24 protein-coding genes are annotated in these 20,934 nt (G+C 38.5%); 16 read left to right on the top strand and 8 right to left on the bottom strand.

The genetic code is table 11. The features are described 5' to 3' along the window. Positions 1–127: 127 nt before the first annotated feature. The 8 genes from rfbD to WC639_03745 are packed head-to-tail and all read left to right on the top strand — an operon-like array spanning position 128 to position 8,321. Complete coding sequence (gene rfbD, locus WC639_03780; protein ID MFA6306899.1) at positions 128–997, top strand: dTDP-4-dehydrorhamnose reductase; 870 nt, start codon at positions 128–130, stop codon at positions 995–997. A 39-nt stretch (positions 998–1,036) separates the two neighbouring features. Continuing rightward, positions 1,037–1,831, top strand: coding sequence for a sugar phosphate nucleotidyltransferase (locus WC639_03775; GenBank protein MFA6306898.1), 795 nt, complete (start codon positions 1,037–1,039; stop codon positions 1,829–1,831). Positions 1,832–1,842: 11 nt separating this feature from the next. After that, positions 1,843–2,856 carry a glycosyltransferase family 2 protein gene (locus WC639_03770; GenBank protein ID MFA6306897.1) on the top strand — a complete coding sequence of 338 codons (1,014 nt, stop codon included), beginning with the start codon at positions 1,843–1,845 and terminating at the stop codon, positions 2,854–2,856. A gap of 8 nt (positions 2,857–2,864) precedes the next feature. Next, positions 2,865–3,872 carry a class I SAM-dependent methyltransferase gene (locus tag WC639_03765; GenBank protein ID MFA6306896.1) on the top strand — a complete coding sequence of 336 codons (1,008 nt, stop codon included), beginning with the start codon at positions 2,865–2,867 and terminating at the stop codon, positions 3,870–3,872. Continuing rightward, positions 3,862–4,926: a glycosyltransferase family 4 protein gene (locus WC639_03760; GenBank protein MFA6306895.1), complete on the top strand. Its 1,065-nt coding sequence runs from the start codon at positions 3,862–3,864 to the stop codon at positions 4,924–4,926. Before WC639_03765 ends, WC639_03760 begins: the two co-directional genes overlap by 11 nt. After that, on the top strand, positions 4,927–6,375 hold the full coding sequence (locus tag WC639_03755; GenBank protein ID MFA6306894.1) for a radical SAM protein: 1,449 nt from the start codon (positions 4,927–4,929) through the stop codon (positions 6,373–6,375). Positions 6,376–6,381: 6 nt separating this feature from the next. Then, positions 6,382–7,458: a radical SAM protein gene (locus WC639_03750; protein ID MFA6306893.1), complete on the top strand. Its 1,077-nt coding sequence runs from the start codon at positions 6,382–6,384 to the stop codon at positions 7,456–7,458. A gap of 5 nt (positions 7,459–7,463) precedes the next feature. Then, entirely contained in the window at positions 7,464–8,321 is an 858-nt protein-coding gene (locus WC639_03745; protein MFA6306892.1) for a glycosyltransferase family 2 protein, read from the top strand. A 46-nt stretch (positions 8,322–8,367) separates the two neighbouring features. Here the strand turns inward: WC639_03745 and WC639_03740 are convergent, their stop codons facing one another. The 8 genes from WC639_03740 to WC639_03705 form a co-directional block, all read right to left on the bottom strand. Next, positions 8,368–9,855, bottom strand: a complete 1,488-nt coding sequence (locus WC639_03740) for a fused MFS/spermidine synthase (GenBank protein ID MFA6306891.1) — start codon at positions 9,853–9,855, stop codon at positions 8,368–8,370. An 11-nt stretch (positions 9,856–9,866) separates the two neighbouring features. Beyond that, complete coding sequence (gene ddlA, locus WC639_03735) at positions 9,867–10,961, bottom strand: D-alanine--D-alanine ligase (GenBank protein ID MFA6306890.1); 1,095 nt, start codon at positions 10,959–10,961, stop codon at positions 9,867–9,869. A 29-nt stretch (positions 10,962–10,990) separates the two neighbouring features. Further along, entirely contained in the window at positions 10,991–11,230 is a 240-nt protein-coding gene (locus tag WC639_03730) for a DUF2061 domain-containing protein (protein ID MFA6306889.1), read from the bottom strand. A gap of 457 nt (positions 11,231–11,687) precedes the next feature. Continuing rightward, positions 11,688–12,059, bottom strand: coding sequence for a hypothetical protein (locus WC639_03725; GenBank protein MFA6306888.1), 372 nt, complete (start codon positions 12,057–12,059; stop codon positions 11,688–11,690). Between the two features lie 58 nt (positions 12,060–12,117). Next, positions 12,118–12,339, bottom strand: coding sequence for a type II toxin-antitoxin system HicA family toxin (locus WC639_03720; protein MFA6306887.1), 222 nt, complete (start codon positions 12,337–12,339; stop codon positions 12,118–12,120). Continuing rightward, complete coding sequence (locus tag WC639_03715; GenBank protein ID MFA6306886.1) at positions 12,332–12,550, bottom strand: type II toxin-antitoxin system HicB family antitoxin; 219 nt, start codon at positions 12,548–12,550, stop codon at positions 12,332–12,334. The genes WC639_03720 and WC639_03715 overlap by 8 nt, the downstream gene beginning before the upstream one ends. Positions 12,551–12,742: 192 nt before the next feature. Further along, positions 12,743–13,330 carry a metallophosphoesterase gene (locus WC639_03710; protein ID MFA6306885.1) on the bottom strand — a complete coding sequence of 196 codons (588 nt, stop codon included), beginning with the start codon at positions 13,328–13,330 and terminating at the stop codon, positions 12,743–12,745. Between the two features lie 283 nt (positions 13,331–13,613). Next, the gene (locus WC639_03705) at positions 13,614–14,060 is read right to left on the bottom strand and encodes a hypothetical protein (protein MFA6306884.1); all 447 of its coding nucleotides are present in this window, start codon (positions 14,058–14,060) and stop codon (positions 13,614–13,616) included. Between the two features lie 193 nt (positions 14,061–14,253). On the opposite strand from WC639_03705, the gene xerA reads away from it, so the two are divergent. The 8 genes from xerA to WC639_03665 all read left to right on the top strand — a co-directional run. Then, on the top strand, positions 14,254–15,105 hold the full coding sequence (xerA, locus tag WC639_03700; protein ID MFA6306883.1) for a site-specific tyrosine recombinase/integron integrase: 852 nt from the start codon (positions 14,254–14,256) through the stop codon (positions 15,103–15,105). 32 nt (positions 15,106–15,137) lie between these two features. After that, positions 15,138–16,226: a glycosyltransferase family 2 protein gene (locus tag WC639_03695; protein ID MFA6306882.1), complete on the top strand. Its 1,089-nt coding sequence runs from the start codon at positions 15,138–15,140 to the stop codon at positions 16,224–16,226. A gap of 9 nt (positions 16,227–16,235) precedes the next feature. Next, positions 16,236–17,024, top strand: coding sequence for a glycosyltransferase family 2 protein (locus WC639_03690; GenBank protein ID MFA6306881.1), 789 nt, complete (start codon positions 16,236–16,238; stop codon positions 17,022–17,024). A gap of 52 nt (positions 17,025–17,076) precedes the next feature. Continuing rightward, positions 17,077–17,943, top strand: coding sequence for a UTP--glucose-1-phosphate uridylyltransferase (locus WC639_03685; GenBank protein ID MFA6306880.1), 867 nt, complete (start codon positions 17,077–17,079; stop codon positions 17,941–17,943). 87 nt (positions 17,944–18,030) lie between these two features. Further along, positions 18,031–19,011, top strand: a complete 981-nt coding sequence (locus WC639_03680) for a PfkB family carbohydrate kinase (GenBank protein MFA6306879.1) — start codon at positions 18,031–18,033, stop codon at positions 19,009–19,011. A gap of 14 nt (positions 19,012–19,025) precedes the next feature. Then, positions 19,026–19,595: a phosphate propanoyltransferase gene (locus WC639_03675; GenBank protein MFA6306878.1), complete on the top strand. Its 570-nt coding sequence runs from the start codon at positions 19,026–19,028 to the stop codon at positions 19,593–19,595. 205 nt (positions 19,596–19,800) lie between these two features. Then, the gene (mutM, locus tag WC639_03670; protein ID MFA6306877.1) at positions 19,801–20,655 is read left to right on the top strand and encodes a bifunctional DNA-formamidopyrimidine glycosylase/DNA-(apurinic or apyrimidinic site) lyase; all 855 of its coding nucleotides are present in this window, start codon (positions 19,801–19,803) and stop codon (positions 20,653–20,655) included. A gap of 8 nt (positions 20,656–20,663) precedes the next feature. After that, a partial coding sequence (locus WC639_03665) for a hypothetical protein (protein ID MFA6306876.1) occupies positions 20,664–20,934 on the top strand: 271 nt, incomplete at its 3' end.

Genomic DNA, 20,934 nt, shown 5'->3' with positions numbered 1-20,934 from the left:
TACCTGCCTACCGGCAGGCAGGCCGGTAGGCAGGTAGGCTCACGGATGACAAGTTTAGAAAAAAGTTTATAATTTGTTAGATTGCTTCGTCGTCCGAGTACGGACTCCTCGCAATGACATTAAAAATATGGCAAAAATATTAATTTTAGGCGCTAAAGGAAATTTAGGCCAACAATTAGTAAAAGTGTTTGCGGTTGGTAATGAAGTTATCGCTTGGGATAGGGGAGAAATTGACGTAAGCGACCGGGAGTTGATACTAAAAAAATTAGCCGATGTTAAGCCGGAATTGGTAATTAATGCCGCGGCCTATAACGCGGTTGATAAATGCGAGGCTGATGACGAAGAATACGAGCTGGCGAAAAAAATAAATATTGACGGTCCTAAATTTTTAGCCGAAGCCTGCTTGCGTATCGGCGCTACGCTCGTGCATTATTCAACCGATTATGTTTTTGACGGAGCTCGGGAAAGCGGCTATATTGAGACTGAAGAACCGAGGCCGGTTAACCGCTACGGCAAAACTAAATTCCACGGCGAAAAAAGGATTTTGGAATTAAGCGGTTCAGGGCTGAAGTGGTATTTAATCAGGACGTCAAAATTATTCGGGCCTAAAGGAAAAAGTGAAATGGCTAAGCCGAGTTTTTTTGATATTATGCTGGAGAAAGCGCGAATTAAGCCGATACTTGAAGTGGTTGACGAAGAACTAAGCTGTTTTACTTATACGCCCGATTTAGCTCAAGCCACTAAAGAATTGGTTGATAAAAACAGCGGCTACGGCATATATCATATAACTAATAGCGGAGCCTGCACTTGGCATGAGGCGGCGTTAGAATTATTCAAGCTGGCCGGGATTAAAGCTGAAGTGAAAGCCGTAACCGGCGAAAAACTGGCTCGTCCGGCGAAAAGGCCTAAGTATTCGGTATTATTAAATACCAAATTGCCGCCGTTAAGAGATTATCGGGAGGCCTTAGAAGAATACCTTGAAAAATGTAAAATGTAAAAATCAAATTTTAAATTTAAATTTTAAACTTATATTATTATGCGCGGAATTATTTTAGCCGGAGGAACGGCTACTCGCTTGTTTCCTTTAACGGCCACAACCTCAAAGCAGCTTTTGCCGATTTATGATCGTCAGATGATTTTTTATCCGTTGAATGTTTTGGTGAAGGCCGGCATAAGGGATATATTGATAATTATTTCTCCGGAGCATTCCGGCCTTTTTTTGAATCTCTTAGGCTCTATTTTTGAAAAAAACGATATCCGCTTGGAATTTAAAGTGCAGAAAACGCCCCGCGGCTTGGCTGACGCTTTTATCGTTGGTGAAAATTTTATCGGCGAGGATAATGTAACTATGATTTTAGGCGATAATATTTTTGAAGATGATTTTTCCGAAGACATAAAAAAATTCAAGAGCGGCGGCAAAGTATTCGCGGTTAAAGTACCGGATCCGGAACGGTCGGGCGTGGTGGTGTTTGACGATAAGATGAAAGCGGTAAAGATCGTGGAAAAGCCTAAAGAATGGGTCAGCGATTATATCATCCCCGGCCTGTATATTTATGATAACAGGGTAGTAAAAGCGGCTAAACAAGTTAAGCCGAGCGCTCGCGGTGAGATAGAGATAGTTGATTTGCATAATTGGTATTTGGAAAAAGGCGAGCTGGAAGTCGGCTTGGTGAAAGGCAAATGGCTGGACGCCGGCACGTTCGATTCGCTTTTGGAGGCCGGGCAATACGTTAAAGAAAAGAAATTATACGAAAAATTCGACCCGATAATCAATCAGGCCATCGTAAAATTTAACGAAGAATTAAAAAATTTAGCTAAAAAAAGATTGTAATATAGAAAGGCATGCGTTTATATATCGGCTTTATAGCTTACGGCGAATCCACGGCAAAGTATTTGCCGTATTTTTTGCCAAGCCTTAGAAATCAGACTTTTAAAGATTTTAAAATTTTAGCCGTTGATAACAGCGAAGAAGAAAAAAATGGCAATTCGGCTTATATAAAAAATAATTTTCCGGAAATTGAATTAACCTGGGCCGGAAAAAATTTAGGTTTTGCCAAAGCTTTTAATTTAATGATTAAAGAAGCGGTTGAAGCCGGCGCGGAGTATTTTTTAGCGCTGAATCCGGATATGGTTTTAGAGCCGGAAGCGGCGGGAAAAATGTTAGAGGTTATGGAAAGCGATGAAAAAATCGGGGCGGTCGCGCCAAAAATACTTTATTGGGATTTTATTAAAAATAAAAAAACCGGTATTATTGATAGCTATGGAATTTTTATCACACCTGAACATCGTTTTTCCGATTGTCATCAAGGCGAGCAAGATAAAAAAGATTTAATCGCTTCCGAAGAAGTATTTGGTTTTACCGGCGCCGCAGTTATGCTAAGATTAAAAGCGCTTCGCGATGTCGCTTACGATAATGGGAATTATCCGGAATATTTTGACGAGTTGATGTTTATGTATAAAGAAGATTGCGACCTTTCCTATCGTTTGCGCTTAGCCGGCTGGAAAATCATTTTTAGCCCCAATGCCGTCGCCTACCATCATCGTTCGATAGCCCCGGTTGGAGAGAGTAATTGGCAAATTATATTAAATCGAGCTAAAAAAAATAAACAAGTTAAAAAATGGGCTTATTTAAATCATTGGATATTGTTAGTAAAATATAAAAACCTGCCCATCTCCTGGCGGGTTAAATCGGCGACATGGTGGTATCAAATCAAAAGTTTAGTTTTTGTCTTATTGCTTGAACAATATTTGTTAAAAGAATTTATAAAATTATGGAGTCTGTCGTCGGAAATAAAAAAGAGGCGAGAGCAGTTGAAAATTAGAGTTGGTATTAATGAAATTGAAAAATATATGTAGTAGCAACTATGCGCAAAGAATTATTAAAATATATAAATTGTCCGGTTTGTTCAGGCAGTGATCTTGAATTTGTTGAATCAAAAACAGAAAACAAAACAATCATTGACGGTAGCTTGATTTGTGAAAGTTGCAGGTCTATTTTTTTGATATCGAAAGGCATTCTTTATTTATACGAAAAATTAAGTGAATCCGCGGAGAAGGAAAAAAAAGCCAATGAAACAGAAGTAAAAAAAGATAATAAAATATCAGATTTTAAGAATGATAGTTGGGTGTTAAATTTTCCTAATGTAAAAAAAATGGGAATAGACTTACGTACGGAAAGAATTGGCCGATTAATCAGCGAAAATATTATTTTAAGCTTCAGTAAATATTTAAATGTTGAAAATAAAACAATTCTAGAGATAGGGGCGGGCAATTGTTGGGTAACCGCCAGGCTGGCTGAAAAAAATTATTGTATTGCGCTTGATATCCTTACCATGCCGCCAGACGGGTTAGAATCTGGCAATATTTTTTTAAAAAATAAAAATATCTATTTTGAAAGGATTTCAGCTGATATGAGTAATCTGCCTTTTAAGGATTTGGTTTTTGATTTCGTTTTAATCAGCGCTTCTCTTCATCATAGTCCTGACGTCGGCAAGACTTTAGCCGAGATATATAGGGTCTTAAAATCCGGAGGTAAATTGGTAGTTTTAAATGAACCATGCCAGGGCATGATAGGGACCAAGGAAAGGGGCCAAGCGAAAGCCGATCTGGAAGACGGCATGAACGAAAAAAGATATTCAATAAGGGAATGGAAGACGTTTTTTAAGGAAAATAAGTTTGAGTATGAGATATTATTGCCCGAGAATATATCAAGAGCTTTAAAATCGCGGAGCGGAATATATAAAATAATATTAAGAGCACTAAACATTCAAACCGTCATGAAAGTTATTAATTATTTAAGAATATTTGTTTTTTTGCTGTTTGATTCTTATTTTAATGCGGTACTGATAAAAAAAGAACCATATGAAAATTAATTTTCTTGTCCCTACGACAGGTTTGACCGGAGGCATAAAGGTGATTTTTGCTCACGCTAATAACCTGAATTTTTTGGGGCACGAAGTAACAATTATCAGTCCTTTTGTTTTGAATAAAGATGCTTCTGTAAAAGAAAAGCTTTTAGGTTTTTTAAAACTGTTAAAATACAGGATAAAAGTAATGAGTGGCAAGGACAGGCCGGATTGGTTTAAGCTTGATCCAATGGTAAAAATTATAAGAATTGAAAATCTTGCAGCAGAGAATGTGCCCGATACGGACGTTACTATAGCTACGGCAAACGAGACAGCAGATTGGTTGGCAGCCTATCCTCAAAGTAAGGGGAAAAAATTTTATTTTATTCAGGATTATGAAATTTGGACCAGGAATAAAGAACTGGTTGACTCGACCTGGAGAATGCCATTAAAAAAAATTGTTATTGCCCAGCGGTTGAAGAAATTAGCAGAAACAAGATTCCATGAGCAAGTTTGCGGTGTAGTACCCAACGGAATCGATACGGAACAATTTTTTAATGAAAACAAAAAGATCAATACCGCGAAGAAAATCTTGATGATGTATCATGTGCTTGAGAAAAAAGGATTTTTTGACGGTTTAAAAGCCTTTTTAATAGCCAAGGATAAGCATTCGGAGATTAGTTTGACTTTATTTGGAGCTTATCGGCCAGGACCGGAAATAGCTGGTTACGATTTTTATTATCGGCCTACCCCCGAAGAGCTAAGAAAACTTTACTGTCAAAGCGATATTTTTATTTGGCCCAGCCGCGAAGAAGGATTTGGCCTGCCACCCATGGAGGCAATGGCGTGTAAGTGCGCTGTAATTTCTACCGATACGGGAGCGATCAGGGATTATGCTATTGACGAACAAACTGTTATAATAGTGCCGCCAAATAAACCAGATCAAATTGGGGAAAAAATAATTGAATTAATAGAAAACGAGAAAAAATTATCAAGGCTATCGTTGGCCGGATATGAAAAAATTAGGGGGTTCACCTGGGAAAGGTCAACAGCTATGCTGGAAAAAATAATAACAAAATAAATGCCGTTTAAAATAGCATTCATAAATCCACCAAAAACCCATCGAGCCGTCTCAACAGCTGCTCCGCCCATTAATATTGGATTTTTGGCGGCCTATTTGCTGGAAAATTTTACAGAAATAGAAGTTTACATTATTGACGGAATGGCCGGGCAAAATATCTTTGAAAAAATAAATAAAATAAAGCCCGATATTATCGGTTTTACCTCGACTACTTTAACTATCAAAGATGCATACGCCATCGCCGATCGTGTCCGTATGGAGAATCCTTCTATTTTGATTATTTTCGGCGGAGTGCATGCCAGCGCAATGCCCGAAGAAGCACTGGAACATTCTGATATAGTTATTCAGGGCGAAGGCGAATCGGCTTTAAAGAAGATCGTCGATGATTTTATTAAAGATCCGTTTAAAACCAAGCAGCAAAAGGGGATTATTAGAGGAGATTTTGTAAATGATATAAATTTATTGCCTCCGCCGGCTTGGCAATTAATGGATATGGAATATTATATCGGCGCTACCGACAACACGGCTAAAACTATACCGTATGCACCGGCCGACGCCAGGGCTCTAACAATAACAACAAGCCGAGGCTGTCCTTATCGCTGTATATTTTGTCATAATAGCGGGCGCTTTACTCCGGTAAGATATTTTAGCGCCGATCGTGTTTTCCACGATCTTAATTTTTTAGTAAATAAATACGGCTTAAATACTTTTTTCTTTGCCGATGACGAGATGATTGTAAATCAAGACCGTCTGAATAAGCTTTTAACCCTGTTCGAACAAAATGGATTGAAAGAGAGGATTACTTGGGGTTGCCAAGCACGTAGTGATGCTATACTAAGAGTGGATTTGGGAATTTTGTCTAGAATGAAAGATAATGGTTGCTCATTGGTATCTATAGGAATGGAAAGTGGATCGCAAAGAGTGCTTGATATTTTAAAAAAGCAAGAATCTCCGGAAACTCATGTTCAAGCTATGAGATTGTGCAGGCAGGCTGGCCTGAAAGTAAGCGCAAGTTTTATGTTTGGCACACCAGGTGAAACGAAGCAGGATATGTTGGAAAGTTTGGAATTTATAAAAAATAATATTAAATATTTAGATCTTGTTGGGATCGGAATTACTACTCCTTATCCAGGTACAGAACTATGGAAAATGGCAATTGAAAAAAAATTAATAAATAAGGATATTAATTATGGGGTTTTATGTCCAGATAGTGATATGGGTTTTGACGATGAAAGGTTGATCGTAAATACTATGTCTAAAAAAGAATTCAAAATTATTTTTCAGAAAATAAAAACGGAGATTAAGGAGCAGGAAATGAGAAGCGGCCGTATTTCAGCCAATAAGATGTTTAGACTTTTTTTAAAGCACCCGATAATTGGCGTTAAATATATTTTTACCAACCCATTAAACTCGTTTAAGATTATAAGCAAATTTTTTGCGAGTAGATAATAAATTATGAAAAAATTTTTAAATTTATCTAAAAAATTAGTTAACAAATTTTTTGAAGGCAATAGCAATTTATTTAAAGTTTTTTTAGGCAAGAGCCTGCGGCCAAAATGGCTATGGTTCGGCTTGACAGAAAGGTGCAATTCGCGCTGCCAACATTGCAATATCTGGAAAAAACAGCCTGCGAAAGACGAGCTAACCTTAAAAGAGATAAGGAAATGTTTCAGTGATCCGCTTTTTAAAGACATAGAGATTATCATTAATTCAGGCGGCGAGGTATTACTACGGAGCGATATTATTGATATTATCAGGTTGGAACATGAATTTTTTCCGGACGCTTGTCTGAATATCAGCACTAACGGACTGCTGCCTGAACGTATGATAGAGACGGTCGGCACGGTATTGAAAGAGGGTATTAAGATTAATGCTAGCGTTTCTCTTGATGGCATAGGCGAAGAGCACGATAAGATGCGCGGTACGCCGGGAAATTTTAAAAAAGTAGATTATCTTTTGCGCGAGTTGGTAAAATTAAGACAAGAATATCCTCGCCACTTAACCTTAGCTATCGGCTTTACATTGTCCGATTTAACCATAGAAAGTTGGCAAAAAGTTGAAGACTATGCTAATAATTTAAATATTGAATTTATTATGCAATGGTATAACCAATCATCTTTTTATGAAAATAGCCAGAATAATAAAAACCAAAATAAAGAAAAGATGTATGCTGCTGTTAGTAGTCAGCCTAAGACTATCGTACGTGAAAAATGGCTTAGATTTATCCAAAATAAATCGATCAATTTTAGGTGTTTTGCTACCGAAACTTTTTTTATTTTGCGTTGTGATGGCAATATTGCTCCTTGTTTAAGCCGTTGGGATGAGATATTAGGCAATGTTAGAAATAATACTCCGACCGAAATTTGGCAGAGCGACAAAGCGAAAGAAATTAGAAGAAAAATCGTCAATTGCGCCGGTTGTCTAAACTGTTGGGCGGTGGAGTGGAGCGTGTCTACCAGTTTCTACCCACGGTTAATATTTTATTTAAAAAAACCAAAAGCGATTCTCGACCGCCTAAAAAGGCGAGATTAAATAATATGGACCTCTCAATCATCATCGTTTCCTGGAACGTCAAGGAAAAATTAAAAGATAATTTAAGGGCGCTGTTTGAAAGCCAGGGCGCTGATTTTGAAGTTTTTGTGGTTGATAACAATTCAGCCGACGGCACCGTTGAAATGGTCAAACGATATTATCCGCAAGTAAAATTAATAGTTAATCGGGAAAATCTGGGTTTTGCCAAAGCTAATAACCAAGCGATTAAGCAAGCGAGCGGCAGATATGTTTTATTATTAAATCCGGATATGCGCGTGTTTGATGATACTTTGTCGCGCATGATTTCCTGGATGGATAGGCATGACCAGGCTTGGGTGGCCGGCTGTAAATTAGTTGATGAAAGCGCTAAGCTTATAAAGCAGGTGCGCCGTTTTCCCGCGCTAATTGACCAGTTGGCAGTTATTTTAAAAATTCCTCATATCTTTCCTTCGGTTTTGAATAAATATTTAAAAAATGATTTTGATTATTCAAGATCGGCTTCGGTTGATTCTATCAGGGGTGGTTTTTTTATGATAAGAAAGCGGGCGATTGAAAAAATCGGCCTGCTGGATGAAAGATTTTTTCTTTGGTTTGAGGAAGTTGATTATTGCTGGCGTGTTAAACAGGCCGGCGGGCAAATTTGGTATATGCCGACGGCTGAATGCATTGATTTAATCGGGCAGAGCTTTAAGCAAGTGAATTTGGCGGTCAAGCAAAAGTATTTCCGCGACTCCATGCTGAAATATTTTAAAAAATGGCGGCCGGCTTATGAATACTGGATTTTAAAAATAGCTTGGTTCGCCGGTCTGCTGATAGTTACGCTAGGGGAGAAGCTTAGAATAAAGAGCCGAAGTAAAACTTAAAAAACATGGCCTTAAGCCATGTTTTTGTTTTAGCGATTTTTATTTTCTAAATTGCCTTACTGATATAGTAATCTACCGGCGCGTAATCATCGGTTAAAATCGGTATATCCGTATCAATTTCTTTTTTCCATAAATGCTCTAAATATCCATTTAATTCCGGATTAGCGCTATCAAATTTTGGTTCCGATTTAGATTTTAGGGCCACTAATATTATATTTTGCACCGCGCTTCCATTGTTTGGCCGGCTAACCGGGAATAGATAAACTTGCGGGAAAATATTTTTGTAGGTAGCGTATTCGGCTCTTAAAAATTCGCCTTTTTCGCCGTCTATTGCCGAAATGATGTTTAAAATGACGGCCCCGCCATCGTTTAAAATGTCATATTTTTTTTGCACAGCTTCTCTGGTTGTTAGCTGATAAGGCAAAGAATAGCGCGAGCTAAAAGCATCGCCGAAAATTACGTCGTATTTTTTTCGCGTTTTATTTAAAAATACCCTGCCGTCTTCGTGGAAAATATTCAGCCTGGGATTTTCTTTCAGCCTAAAGTATTTTTTCGCCAGGTCGGTGATTTTTTGGTCAATTTCAACCACATCAATCATGGCCTCGGGATATTTGAGTAAAAAATCTTTTGGATATGAATAGCCGGCGCCGCCGAGCATCAAAGTGGCTTTAAAATTGGGATTAAAGTGCTTGGCTAAATGATAATATTTCGTGTATTCATTTACCAATTCATCGCTATCCAAAAACATTGATGAATGATTTTCGTTGTTTATCCCCATTATTTTAGTAAGTCTGTTTGTATTCGGTTCAAGGCGATTATATATCCAAATGCGGTTGTAGGCCGTGTCAACGTCTATAAAGCCATTTTTTAGAGCTAGGCCATCAAGCCCGCTAATTGCCGACCAGCTAACGACGGCAATAATAAAAACAAGCAATTTTGTTTTAGTATATTTTTTTACAGCCAGCGCCAAAGAAACGATAATTAATATTATTGATAAAATAATTAAGAGTTTGTTTGTGCCAAAGCGCGGGATTAAGTAAAAACCGGATAAAAACGTTCCGATAATACTGCCAACCGTGGAGATGGCGTAAAGATTGCCTACGGTTCTGCCCGAGGTATTTAAATTTTCCATTTTTAACTTAACAGCGTAAGGAGAAACCATGCCTAAGAGCATGCTGGCGGGCGAGAATAAAATCAAGGACGCTAAAACCGCGGCCAGGCGGATATCCGTAAAGCTGGCTTGCGAAACAGCCAGTAAAAAATCTTTAATTAGAATCGTTAAGCCGATAGAGATTGCCGCTAAAAGAATAATCAGCGATAAGCCGCTTAGGCTGGTTTTTTTATCCGCGATTTTACCGCCAAGATAGTAGCCGAGGCTAAGGCTGCCTAAAATAATGCCGATTAAGCTTGTCCAGACAAAAATAGAGGTGCCGAAATACGGGCCGAGGACTCTTGAACCGACGAGCTCAAATATCATAACAACGGTTCCGCAGGCGAAGACCGTTATTTCCAAAATATATTTATAAATTTTCATTTTGTCGTTTTTTATTTAACGTAATTTGTTTTTAAATTTTGCTCTTTGTTAAATCTTTCAATTGCTAGTTGAATTAATTTGTCAATCAGCTCGGCATAAGCTATGCCGCTGGCTTCCCATAATTTCGGATACATGCTTATTTTTGTAAAGCCCGGCATGGTATTAATCTCGTTGACGATGATATCCCCGTTTTTTTTGAGAAAAAAGTCAACTCGGCCCGGACCTTCGCAAGATAAAGTTTTAAACGTTTTTACGGCTAAAGCCTGGATTTTTTTTATGGTTTGGCTGGGCAGTTTTGCGGGAATTTCTAAAATCGCGCCTTTTTCATCAAGATATTTGGCTTCATAAGAATAAAATTCATGGCTGGGGGTCACTTCGCCGGGTACGGAGGCGATAGGGTTGGCGTTGCCTAAAACCGAACATTCAATTTCTCTGCCCTTGATATATTCTTCTATTAAAATTTTTGTGTCATATTGCCAGGCGTTTTTTATGGCCTTTAAATATTCGCCTTGGCTATTGACTTTACTCACGCCGACCGACGAGCCCATGTTAGCCGGTTTTATGAAGCAGGGCATGCCGATTTTTTCCGCGATGGTTTTATATCCGGGAATTTTATCGCCTGAATTGAGAGTGATAAATTTTCCGATAGGCAGGCCGGCGTCGCGCAATAAGCGCTTCATTACGTCTTTATCCATGCCGACCGCCGAGCCTAGAACGCTGGCGCCGACGAAAGGAATATTAGCGAGCTTTAATAAGCCTTGGACCGTGCCGTCTTCGCCGAAAGGGCCGTGCAAGATCGGGAAAATGACGTCAATGGATTTTTTCTTGCCTTTGTGGAATAAATTTGATATTTTGCCGCCGCTTTGAGGCACTAAAGCCACGTGGTCGCTGGCTTGATTGAGCCTTATTAATTTGGGGTTGTCCGCGTTAAGCAGGAATTTAGAGCTGTCGCTTAACAGCCATTTGCCGGATTTATCAATGCCGATTAAAATAGGATTGTATTTTTTTTTATCAATCGCTTCAAAAATATTTTTTGCCGACTGCAGAGAGACTTCGTGTTCGGCGGATTTACCGCCAAACAGTATGCCGATATTAATTTTTTTCATATTTTTTGTTTAATAATTAAAGAGCGCTGTTATTTTTTAGCCTGCTTGATTTTTCCCCATTTGACGCGATCCCAGGCTCTTTCGTGGATGTAATAGCCTATGCTGGTGTAAATATTGCTGGCTACCATAAAGCCTAAAGCAATCTCAATTTTTCCCGTCAGTAAATAGACGATGGTAAAATCAAGGATAAGAATGGCTATTCTATAAGTGATCATTTTTGTTAGCGACCTTGGCCAAGATTCTTTAGAATAATGCTGTATATTTTTCATCAGATATTTTTTTCTAGTTTATAAAAATTACCGGTTATTTAGGCTTGTAATTTCTTAATGTAATTATACTAAAATATAGGGGCAAAAGAAAGCGCAGCGACCCTCTGAGTTTTAAAGAAATATTTTTGTATATATTAAATCTTGACATTTTATAATGGATAATATAAATTATTATAAATACTCGGAAAAGTTAGCCGTCCGAGGAGGTCGGATTGCCTCTGGATTCACCGGTTAAATCTAGGGGAAGGGCTAGCTTCGTAAAAAAACAGAGGTTGCTTCAATGAAGCTATGACGACCCACCCACAAAAGAGGTCGTTTTTTTGTAAAATAACAAAAATATTTCTTTAAAATTTCACTTAACGTTTCGCGATATCCGACATTTCAATGAAGCGAAGCAAATTGAAATGTGGCTTTAGCTCTTGCGGATATCGCGTGTTAGGCGATGTAAAAAAACAAATTATTCCTTGGCACCTCCCCTAAAGTTATTTGCAAAGTCAGGCCTGCCGCATATTTCTGCAACCAGAATAACTATTTTTAATAGCGCATTTGTGTCTGAAGGCGTTTCATTTAATAAACGATTAGCCTCGACAGACAATTTATCTAGTTCTTCAATTTTTTGTCTATCTATTTCTGAAATCTTAAAAGGCAGGCCGCTGAATGTCATATTTGGATATCTTTGAGAAAAACCTCTCGGAGCAAGAGGCGGTTTTTTATATTTGCTGCCTTCATCGTAAAGTAGCCTATTAAATGTAAGATATTCGTTTAGATAATCATTTTTCATCAAATCCGATGCGGTATCCTCAGGATGTTCATAAATTGGTTTTTCCATATATTTTATAATTTGTTTTTTTATTTCGCCTAACGTATACCGATAAGCGAAGTTTGACTTATTTTTTATTATCAAAATCGCTAAGCTGTAATTTTGCTTGGCGTAAAATAGACCTAAAAGTGCCATAAAGCACTTCTTTGCCGTGCATTGGAATAATGACGGTTAATTCTGGGTTGTGATGACAACGATACTTAGCGTGCGAGCCATTTTGTGAAACAAAAAAGAAGCCCTTGTTAAGAAGGACTTTCAGTATGAGTCGAAGTGGATAAGGTTTAGGCATATTGAAGCTTAACCGAAGCGATAATCGGATTTTTTACCTCAGCCATTTTTGGAACAGGAATATCTTCAAAATATAATTGCAATGCTTCTTGTAGCATAGCTAAGGCTTCTTTTTTGGTTTTTCCGAAGCTGGAAACGTCAACTTCTAAACATTGAGAAACATAATGTTTGCCCTCTTTCCAAACTACTGATTTTAGGTCTATTTTACGCATATTTTTATAGTTTATGCAGTTATTTTACTGTTAAATAAAAAATAAGTCAAATTTGCGAAAAGTCCGAGCTGAGGACTTTTCCGCTTATCGCGTTGTTAGGCGAGGGTTTGCCCCGCTTTCCTATATGTGAATTTATTAATAATGAGCGGGGCAAAAGCGCAGCGCCCCCCTTGAGTTTATTTTTAATTCCCTTTAATACTGGTGGCGTTTAGACTTACTAAATTTAAACGTGGAAGTTTTTATATATTCATCGACAACTTTCGTTTTCCAAGTCACGGAGTTTTTCAACTCAATGAAATCAATATTATTTTTCTTGGTATCGTAAATCACAAAAGTTGCCACACCAGTTTTGTGGGCAGATATCTCACCAGGGTTAACTACTAAACAGTCGCCGATTTTATCTTCGTTTTTCAAATGATTATGCCCATAAAATACTGCGTCGTAAATTCCAGTTTTTGCCATTGGCTTAGCCAAATCTGGATAATGGGTTATAAAAATTTTTCTGTTATCAAACTCCAAAAAATCGTAAATATTTTCACTTACGGTTAAATTACTTTTTTCACTCAGCGATGTTTTGGTAATCATTGTTTTATCACCATCATTATTTCCCCAAATGGCAAAAATTGGAATTGGTGATTCCGCAAGAACCTTGGCTATTCCGTTATTGATAAAATCGCCAAGAAAAATAATTTGATCGACCTTTCGCTTTTTAATATCTTTCAAGGTCAGAATAATATTATGAAAGTTGTCGTGAATGTCTGATATGATTGCTATTTTCATAAGCGTAAGTATTAAAGGGAATTAAAAATAAATTTCGTCTAACGTTCACGCATCATCTGAAGTTTTCATCCCGATTTAACAGGATGAACCTTTGATTTCAGAAAATGCTTTGTTTAATTATCTCCACCTAAATCTTCATCGAAACTAAGGGATGAAAATTTGGGCGGAGGGAAAATCACATCCTTTGAATATATTTGAGTGATTTTCCCGTAGCCAGATATGCGTTGTTATGCGCTGTTTTGAAAAGCCCCTACATTAGTGTATTTAATTTTGGCAATTCATTTTAGAAAGCTCCTTCATTTTTTATAATTAAATTATCACCTTCTAGGGTAGCGCTAACCTTGTAACCAGCCTCGTTTTCGAATCCAATTTCGTCTAATTGTCCGCTTTCAATAAACTTAATAAATCTTTCAGGTAAATTTAGATCGAAAGATTCAAATTCTTTTAAACTAAAATTATTTCCAAGAGAATATTTTTCATCCATTGGAATTTGAACATGTACTCTGTCAGTTATATGCAATCCATTAGCCTTCTCGTCCATTGAGGTTCTTTCATCTTTAAATGTTTCAGCCATATTTACCATTTGCTCTCCTAACTGTTTTAAGATTTCATATCTAATAAATCTACTGTTAGCTTTATAACCTTCAGCTGTTTTTTCTACTTTTGATAAATCTTCCCAGGATTTTTTCTCTCCTTTATTTTCCATCCCTGGCATTGTTGGTTCTTTCATAATTTTAATATTAATTTATTAATACTTATCTATAAATTCCAGTTATACTTCGACCCCAAAAAGAATTGCCAAAATTATTAAAAAAATAAAGGGGGCTTTTCAAAATGGCGTATAACTAGTTATATGCGAACTTGTTGATTAATTATTTAAAATTAGTTAAAATTATAATATAAATTTCTAACCAGAACCGTTTATGAACGGAAATTATCAATATCCAAGCAAGGATCCGATGTTTAATTTAGCTCGGGAAATGAGGATACGCAATTTCAGCCCGAAAACTATTCAAGCTTATCTTTATTATAACAAAGAATTGCTTAGATTTGCAAATAAAAGCCCGAGAGAGATAAACTCCGAAGACTTGCGGGATTATATTGATTGTTTGTTTAATCTCGGTAAATCATCATCAACCGTTAATTTAGCCATCAATTCTTTCAAATTTTATTACGAAGGCGTATTGCAAAGGAGTTTTTTTATTTCAAAAATCGGAATTAAGCGGCCAAAAAGCGAAAAAAAGCTTCCGGTTGTGCTTAGTAAAAATGAAGTAGTAATGATGATAAACGTTTTGGATAATATTAAGCATAAATTGATGATCCAAATATTATTCGGTTCAGGGCTCCGAGTCAGCGAAGCGGTTGATCTGAAAATCAATGATATTGATTTTTTCCGCAGGATTATTACGGTCAGGCATGGCAAAGGCGCCAAAGACAGGATAACGATAGTTTCCGATCAGACTTTAAGAAATATTGAAAAATATTTACTGGAATATCAGCCGCTGACTTTTTTATTTGAAAGCCAGCCCGCCGGAACAAAATTAACCGTGCGCACAATTCAAAAAATAGTGGGCGAGGCGGCGCGCTTGGCTAAAGTAAAGCCCAATATATCCGCGCATAGCCTGCGCCACAGTTTCGCCACTCATTTACTTGAAAGCGGAACTGATATAAGGTATATACAGGAGCTATTGGGCCACGCGCGGCTGGAAACCACGCAGATCTATACCAAAGTGGCGAATAATAAATTAAGAGAGATAGTAAGTCCGCTGGAATAAATCAGCGCGGCTCGCGATGACAATTTTAACTTATGAATAAAAAAGTTGCCATAATAATCAGTCCGAATTATAAAGATTACGCCGAAAAATATTTGGCGGAATGTGCCGCTAGCATAAAAAAGCAGGCTTACGCTGGCGAAATGAAAATTTTTATAACTGACAATGAAAGCACGGAAGAAAGCTATGATTTTTTAAAGCGAGCGGCGCCGGAAGCGGAAATAATCAGAAATAAAAATAATGGCGGGTTTGCCAAAGGGAATAATGATTGCATGAAATTAGCGCTAGAGCGGGGATTTGACTACGTGATTTTATTCAATATGGATACGGTTTTAGAGGCGGATTGCGTCGGGAAGATGGTGCGAGAAGCAGAAGAAAATAGAATCCCTCTAGCCCCCTTTGCTAAAGGGGGTAAAATCGGCGCGGTGCAGGCGAGATTAATGCTTTATAGCGATAAAAATAAAATAAACAGCTTAGGCAATATTACGCATTTTTTGGGTTTCGGGTATAGCCAAGGCTATGGAGAAGAAATGGCGGATAAAAAAGACCAAATGACAAATGAAATTTGCTACCCGTCCGGCGCGGCGGTTTTATTTAAGCGCGAGGCCTTAGAAAAAGTCGGCTTGTTTGATGAGGAATTTTGGATGTATAATGAAGATCAGGATCTGGGCTGGCGGCTATGGCTGGCCGGCTTTAAGTGTATTTTGGCGCGCGAAGCCGTGGTTTACCATAAATACGAGTTTTCCCGCAGCATTAAAAAATATTATTGGATGGACCGCAATCGCCTTATCGCCATGCTGAAAAATTATCATTTATTTACTTTAATATTGATTTTTCCCGCGCTGGTTGCCATGGAACTCGGCTTATTATTTTTTGCCGCGCGCAAAGGCTGGTTTAAGGAAAAGCTCGGGGTTTACAAATATTTTTTAAGCTTAAAAAATTGGCGCTATATCAGGCAAGCCCGCGAACGGGTTCAAAAATTAAGGCAAGTTAAAGACAAAGATATAGTAAAATTATTTTCCGGCAGGATCTGGTATCAAGAGATTAACAGCAAGCAGCTGGAGATTTCCAACGTGGTTTTTAATATATATTGGCGGGCAGTAAGGTTTTTAATTGCGTGGTAATTTTTTATTATGGATATCAGCATCGTTATAGTAAATTATAAGTCCAAAGATTTAACTCTGAACTGCGTCCGGTCTATCAGGCAAGCTGATTGGCCCGGCTTGGCTTATGAAATTATAATCGTAGATAATTATTCCGGCGATTTAAAAGGCGATGATTTAAAGCAATTCGGAGATATTAAATTTATCATGAACGGCCAAAATATCGGCTTGGGCGCGGCTAATAATAAAGGCGCGAGGATCGCCCAAGGGAAGTATATCGTGATTATGAATCCGGATACTTTGGCCGGCAAAGATGTTTTTTTAAAGCTGTTTAATTACCTGGAAAATAATCCCGGAGCCGGTGTAGTTGGGCCTAAGCAATTTAACCTTGATAAGACTATCCAGGCTTCTTGCTTTCGCTGGCCCGGATTAATGACGCCGCTTTTCAGGCGCACCCCTTTAGGGAAAATTGGACTTGGCAAAAAAGATTTAGACAGATTTTTATATAAGGATTATAATAAAGACAGCCTGCGCGAAGTGGATTGGCTTTTAGGCTCATTTTTGTTCTGCCGCGCTTCGGCCTTTAGGCAAATCGGACTGTACGATGAAAAGTTTTTTCTTTATTTTGAGGACACTGATTTATGCAAGCGTTTTTGGCAGGCCGGCTGGAAAGTCGTCTATAATCCGCAAGCCATGATTATCCATAATCATGCCCGGCAAAGCGCGCGCGTCGCCTGGTATAAATTTTTTACCAGCCTAACTGCCTGGCATCATATAATTTCCTGGCTTAAATATTTAAAAAAATGGGGGATAAGTTAAAAACTTTTTTCCGGCTAGCGGGATAAAAATATTTTGATTATAAATTAATATTATGCAAAAAATAAAAAAAGCTATCGTGGCCGTGGCCGGCTCGGGCACTAGGCTCTTACCGGCGACTAAAGCCATGCCTAAAGAAATGCTGCCGATCGTTGATAAGCCGATTATCCAGTTAGTGGTTGAAGAATTAGTGGCGGCCGGGATTGAGGATATAATTTTAGTCACTAAATGGGATAAAAAGCCTTTGGAAGACCATTTTGATTATAATTGGGCGCTGATTGATGATTTAAAAAAAGCCGGCAAAGATAAATTAATGGAAGAGGTAAAAAAAATAGCTAACCTCGCCAATTTTATTTATGTCAGGCAAAAAGGACCGTACGGCAACGGCACGCCGGTTTTATCCGCGGCCAGCCTTGTCAAAGGCGAGCCGTTTATGTTCGTTTGGGGCGATGATTTGGTAAAATCAAAAGTGCCTTTCGCCAAGCAGATGACCGATGATTATAATAAAACCGGCCATCTGATGATCGGCGTGCAGGAAGTGAGCAAAGAAGATGTTGTCCGCTACGGCATCGTTAAAGTTAAAAAAGGCACTATGCAGATTCAGGATATAGTTGAAAAGCCGAGCGTTAAAGAAGCGCCGTCGCGCCTGGCCGATTTCGGCCGCATGATTTTAAACCAGGATGTCGTGGATGTTTTAAAAAATTTGCCTTTGGGTAAGGGCAACGAACTTTGGATAGTTGACGCTATTAAGCAGTATGTTAAGCAAGGCGGTAAATTTTACGCTAAAAAAGTGCAGGGCGGCGAATGGCTGACCACCGGCGACCCGCTTAATTACATGAAGACCATGCTGAAATACGCTTTTGACCGCGATGATATCGGCCCGGAGATAAAGAAATTTACTAAAGAGTTATTAAAGAAATAATGCGATCCTTAAATTATATTTACCCCCTTTGTTAAAGGGGGTTTTTATATGTTATAATATAAATATATTAATACTAACAATTTTTCTATGAAATACGATGTTATAACCATAGGCGGGGCGACCGAGGACATTACTTTTTATACCAGCGAAGGTATTTTAATCAACAACAAGAAAGATTTGACCCGGCAGAAATTATTGGCTTTTGAATATGGCGCCAAAATTAAGGTTGATAAGTCTTTTTCCAGTTTCGGCGGCGGCGCGGCTAACGCCGCGGTTTGTTTGTCCGGCTTCGGCTTTAAGGCGGCTTGCCTCTCGGCCATCGGCGAAGACGCCCGCGGCCAAAGAATTTTAAATAATTTTCAAGCCCATGGCGTTGACATAACTTTAGTGCAAAAAGTTAAAAAAATTGAGACCGGCTTTTCTTTTTTATTGGTCGGGCCGACTAACGAGCATATTGTTTTTTCCAATCGCGCGGCCAACAGCGAATTAACCATTAATAATTTTGAAGTTGAGACTCTATATCAAAGCGAGTGGATATATTTAACCTCTTTATCCGGGGAATGGAAAAGAAATTTAGAAAAGATTTTCTCCGTGAAAAATGAAAAGATTGCCTGGAACCCGGGACATAGGCAGATTTTAACCGGCCTCTCTGGCATCGGGAAATATTTTAAAAATACAACCTGCTTGATTGTTAATAAAGACGAAGCCATAGAATTAGTCATGTCAGATAAAAAATATAAAACTAAGAGCCGCGCCTTTTTAAATAATGTAAAAAATTTGCTCTTGGCTCTAAGTTCTTACGGCCCTAAAATCGTTGTTATCACCGGCGGACGGGACGGCGCCGACGCGATTTGCGAAAATAAAATTTATCATCAGCCGATCATAAAAGAAAAACAGCGCGCCGATACCACTGGAGTGGGCGATTCTTTCGGTTCGGCTTTTATCGCCGGACTGGAATTATATAAGCAAGACATAAAAAAAGCCTTGCATTTAGCTTCAAGAAACGCCGCTTCGGTAGTTAGCATCCCCGGGGCGCAAAACGGCTTATTAAGCAAAAAAGACCTTTAACCAATAGCATTATTATGAAAGTACCTATTGAAATATCGGCTCGCCACATTCATTTATCATGCGAAGATACGGCCGTTTTATTCGGCGCCGGCTTTGCCTTGTCAAAATATAAAGATTTATCCCAGCCCGGGCAGTTCGCGGCCAATGAAACCGTTAAGCTTATCGGCCCGAGAGGGGAGATAGAAAAAGTCAGAATTCTTGGCCCCTGCCGCAAAGAAACGCAAATAGAGGTATCGGAAACTGATGCTAAAGCGCTCGGCTTAGAGCCGCCGATTAGAGATTCGGGTAATTTAGTCGGAACATCTGGCATTAAAGTTATCGGTCCGCGCGGCCAGCTTGAATTAAAGCAGGGCTTGATTTTAGCTTTAAGGCATATCCATATTGATCCGGCGACCGCCGCTGAAATTGGAGTAAAAAATTATGACCGCGTTAAAGTTGACACGAGCGGCGAACGTGATTTACTTTTTGAAAATGTTTTAGTCAGAGTCAGCCCGGATTTTAAGCTGGCCATGCATATTGATACGGATGAAGCCAACGCCGCCGGGATAGATAAGAACAATTGTGAAGGAGAGATCATTATGTAAACAAAATTAATAATTTATAATTCCTAATATCTAATTTCTAATAAATGACTAAATCCCAATACCCAATGACCAAAAAAATTCCAAATTTTAAATCCCAAAAAATAAATTAGGATTTGGGGCTTAAGATTTTATTGGACATTAGCGCTTGGACATTGGGGTTTAATTAGATTAATTAGTAATTAGAGTAATTAGAAATTTAAAAATTATGCCCGAGCTGCCGGAAGTAGAAACTATCGTCCGCGATTTAAACAGGGGACTTAAAAATAAAAAAATTATCGGTATTGAATCGCTTGATCATAAAGTTTTTCAGCTGTCCGGCGGAAAAATCAAGGAGGCGGTTGGCAAAAAAATCAAAGCGGTTAAGCGCCGGGCCAAGATGATAATTATTGATTTGGGCGAGTTAAGCTTAATAGTCCACCTTAAAATGACCGGCCAGCTGGTATATAAAATAAAAACCAAAATAATCGCCGGCGGCCACCCGATTTTAAATCAAGCTCAAGAGCTGCCTAATAAATTTACCAGGGTTATTTTTAGATTTAACGATAAAAGCGCTTTGTATTTTAACGATGTCAGGAGATTTGGCTGGATAAAATTAGTTTCCTTGGGTGAATTAAAAAGCATTGGCCGGAGTTTGGGAGTAGAGCCGTTAAGCCCGAAATTTACTTTAAAATATTTTAAACAAGTTTTAACCCATAAGCGAAAAACCACGATTAAACAATTTTTGCTGGACCAAAAATATATCGCCGGTATAGGCAATATTTACGCCGATGAAGCTCTTTTCGCCGCGCGCCTTAAGCCTGTTAGGCGGGTGGAAACTTTAAGGCCAGATGAAATAAAAAAGTTATGGCTGATGATTCCTAAAATATTGCGCTATGCCATAAAATATCGCGGCACTTCATTTAACGATTACGTAGATGCTCGAGGGCAAGCCGGAAATTTTGTAAAATATTTGCAAGTTTACGGCCGGGCAGGGGAGAAATGCAGAAATTGCGGCGGCATTGTCAGAAAGATGAAACTCGGCGGCCGAGGCACCCATTGGTGCGATCGCTGCCAAAAATAAAATTTTATATGAGATTTAATAAATCGGCTAAAAAAATATTTATCGTGATAATATTTTTAACAGCGGTTTTTTTATTATCTCATTTTACCTTCGCCGCCCCCCTTTCTCCCGACGCCATCGCCCTGCGCGTTTTACCCAACCCGGGGCATTTCTCTCCTCTAACCTGGTACAAAAAGAATCTGAAGCTCCAAGGTTCGCCCCAGTCTCTAATCGTTGACGGCTATGAAGCTATCCGCGACGGCCGCACGGTTTACGTCAACGCGGCCAATATTGATTTGA

The sequence above is a fragment of the Patescibacteria group bacterium genome (assembly GCA_041662965.1).
In the GTDB taxonomy this organism is placed as follows: Bacteria; Patescibacteriota; Patescibacteriia; order Patescibacteriales; family GWC2-42-12; genus JACPHD01.
The sequence above is the reverse complement of the archived record's forward strand: the minus strand, read 5'-3'. Positions and strand labels throughout refer to the sequence as shown.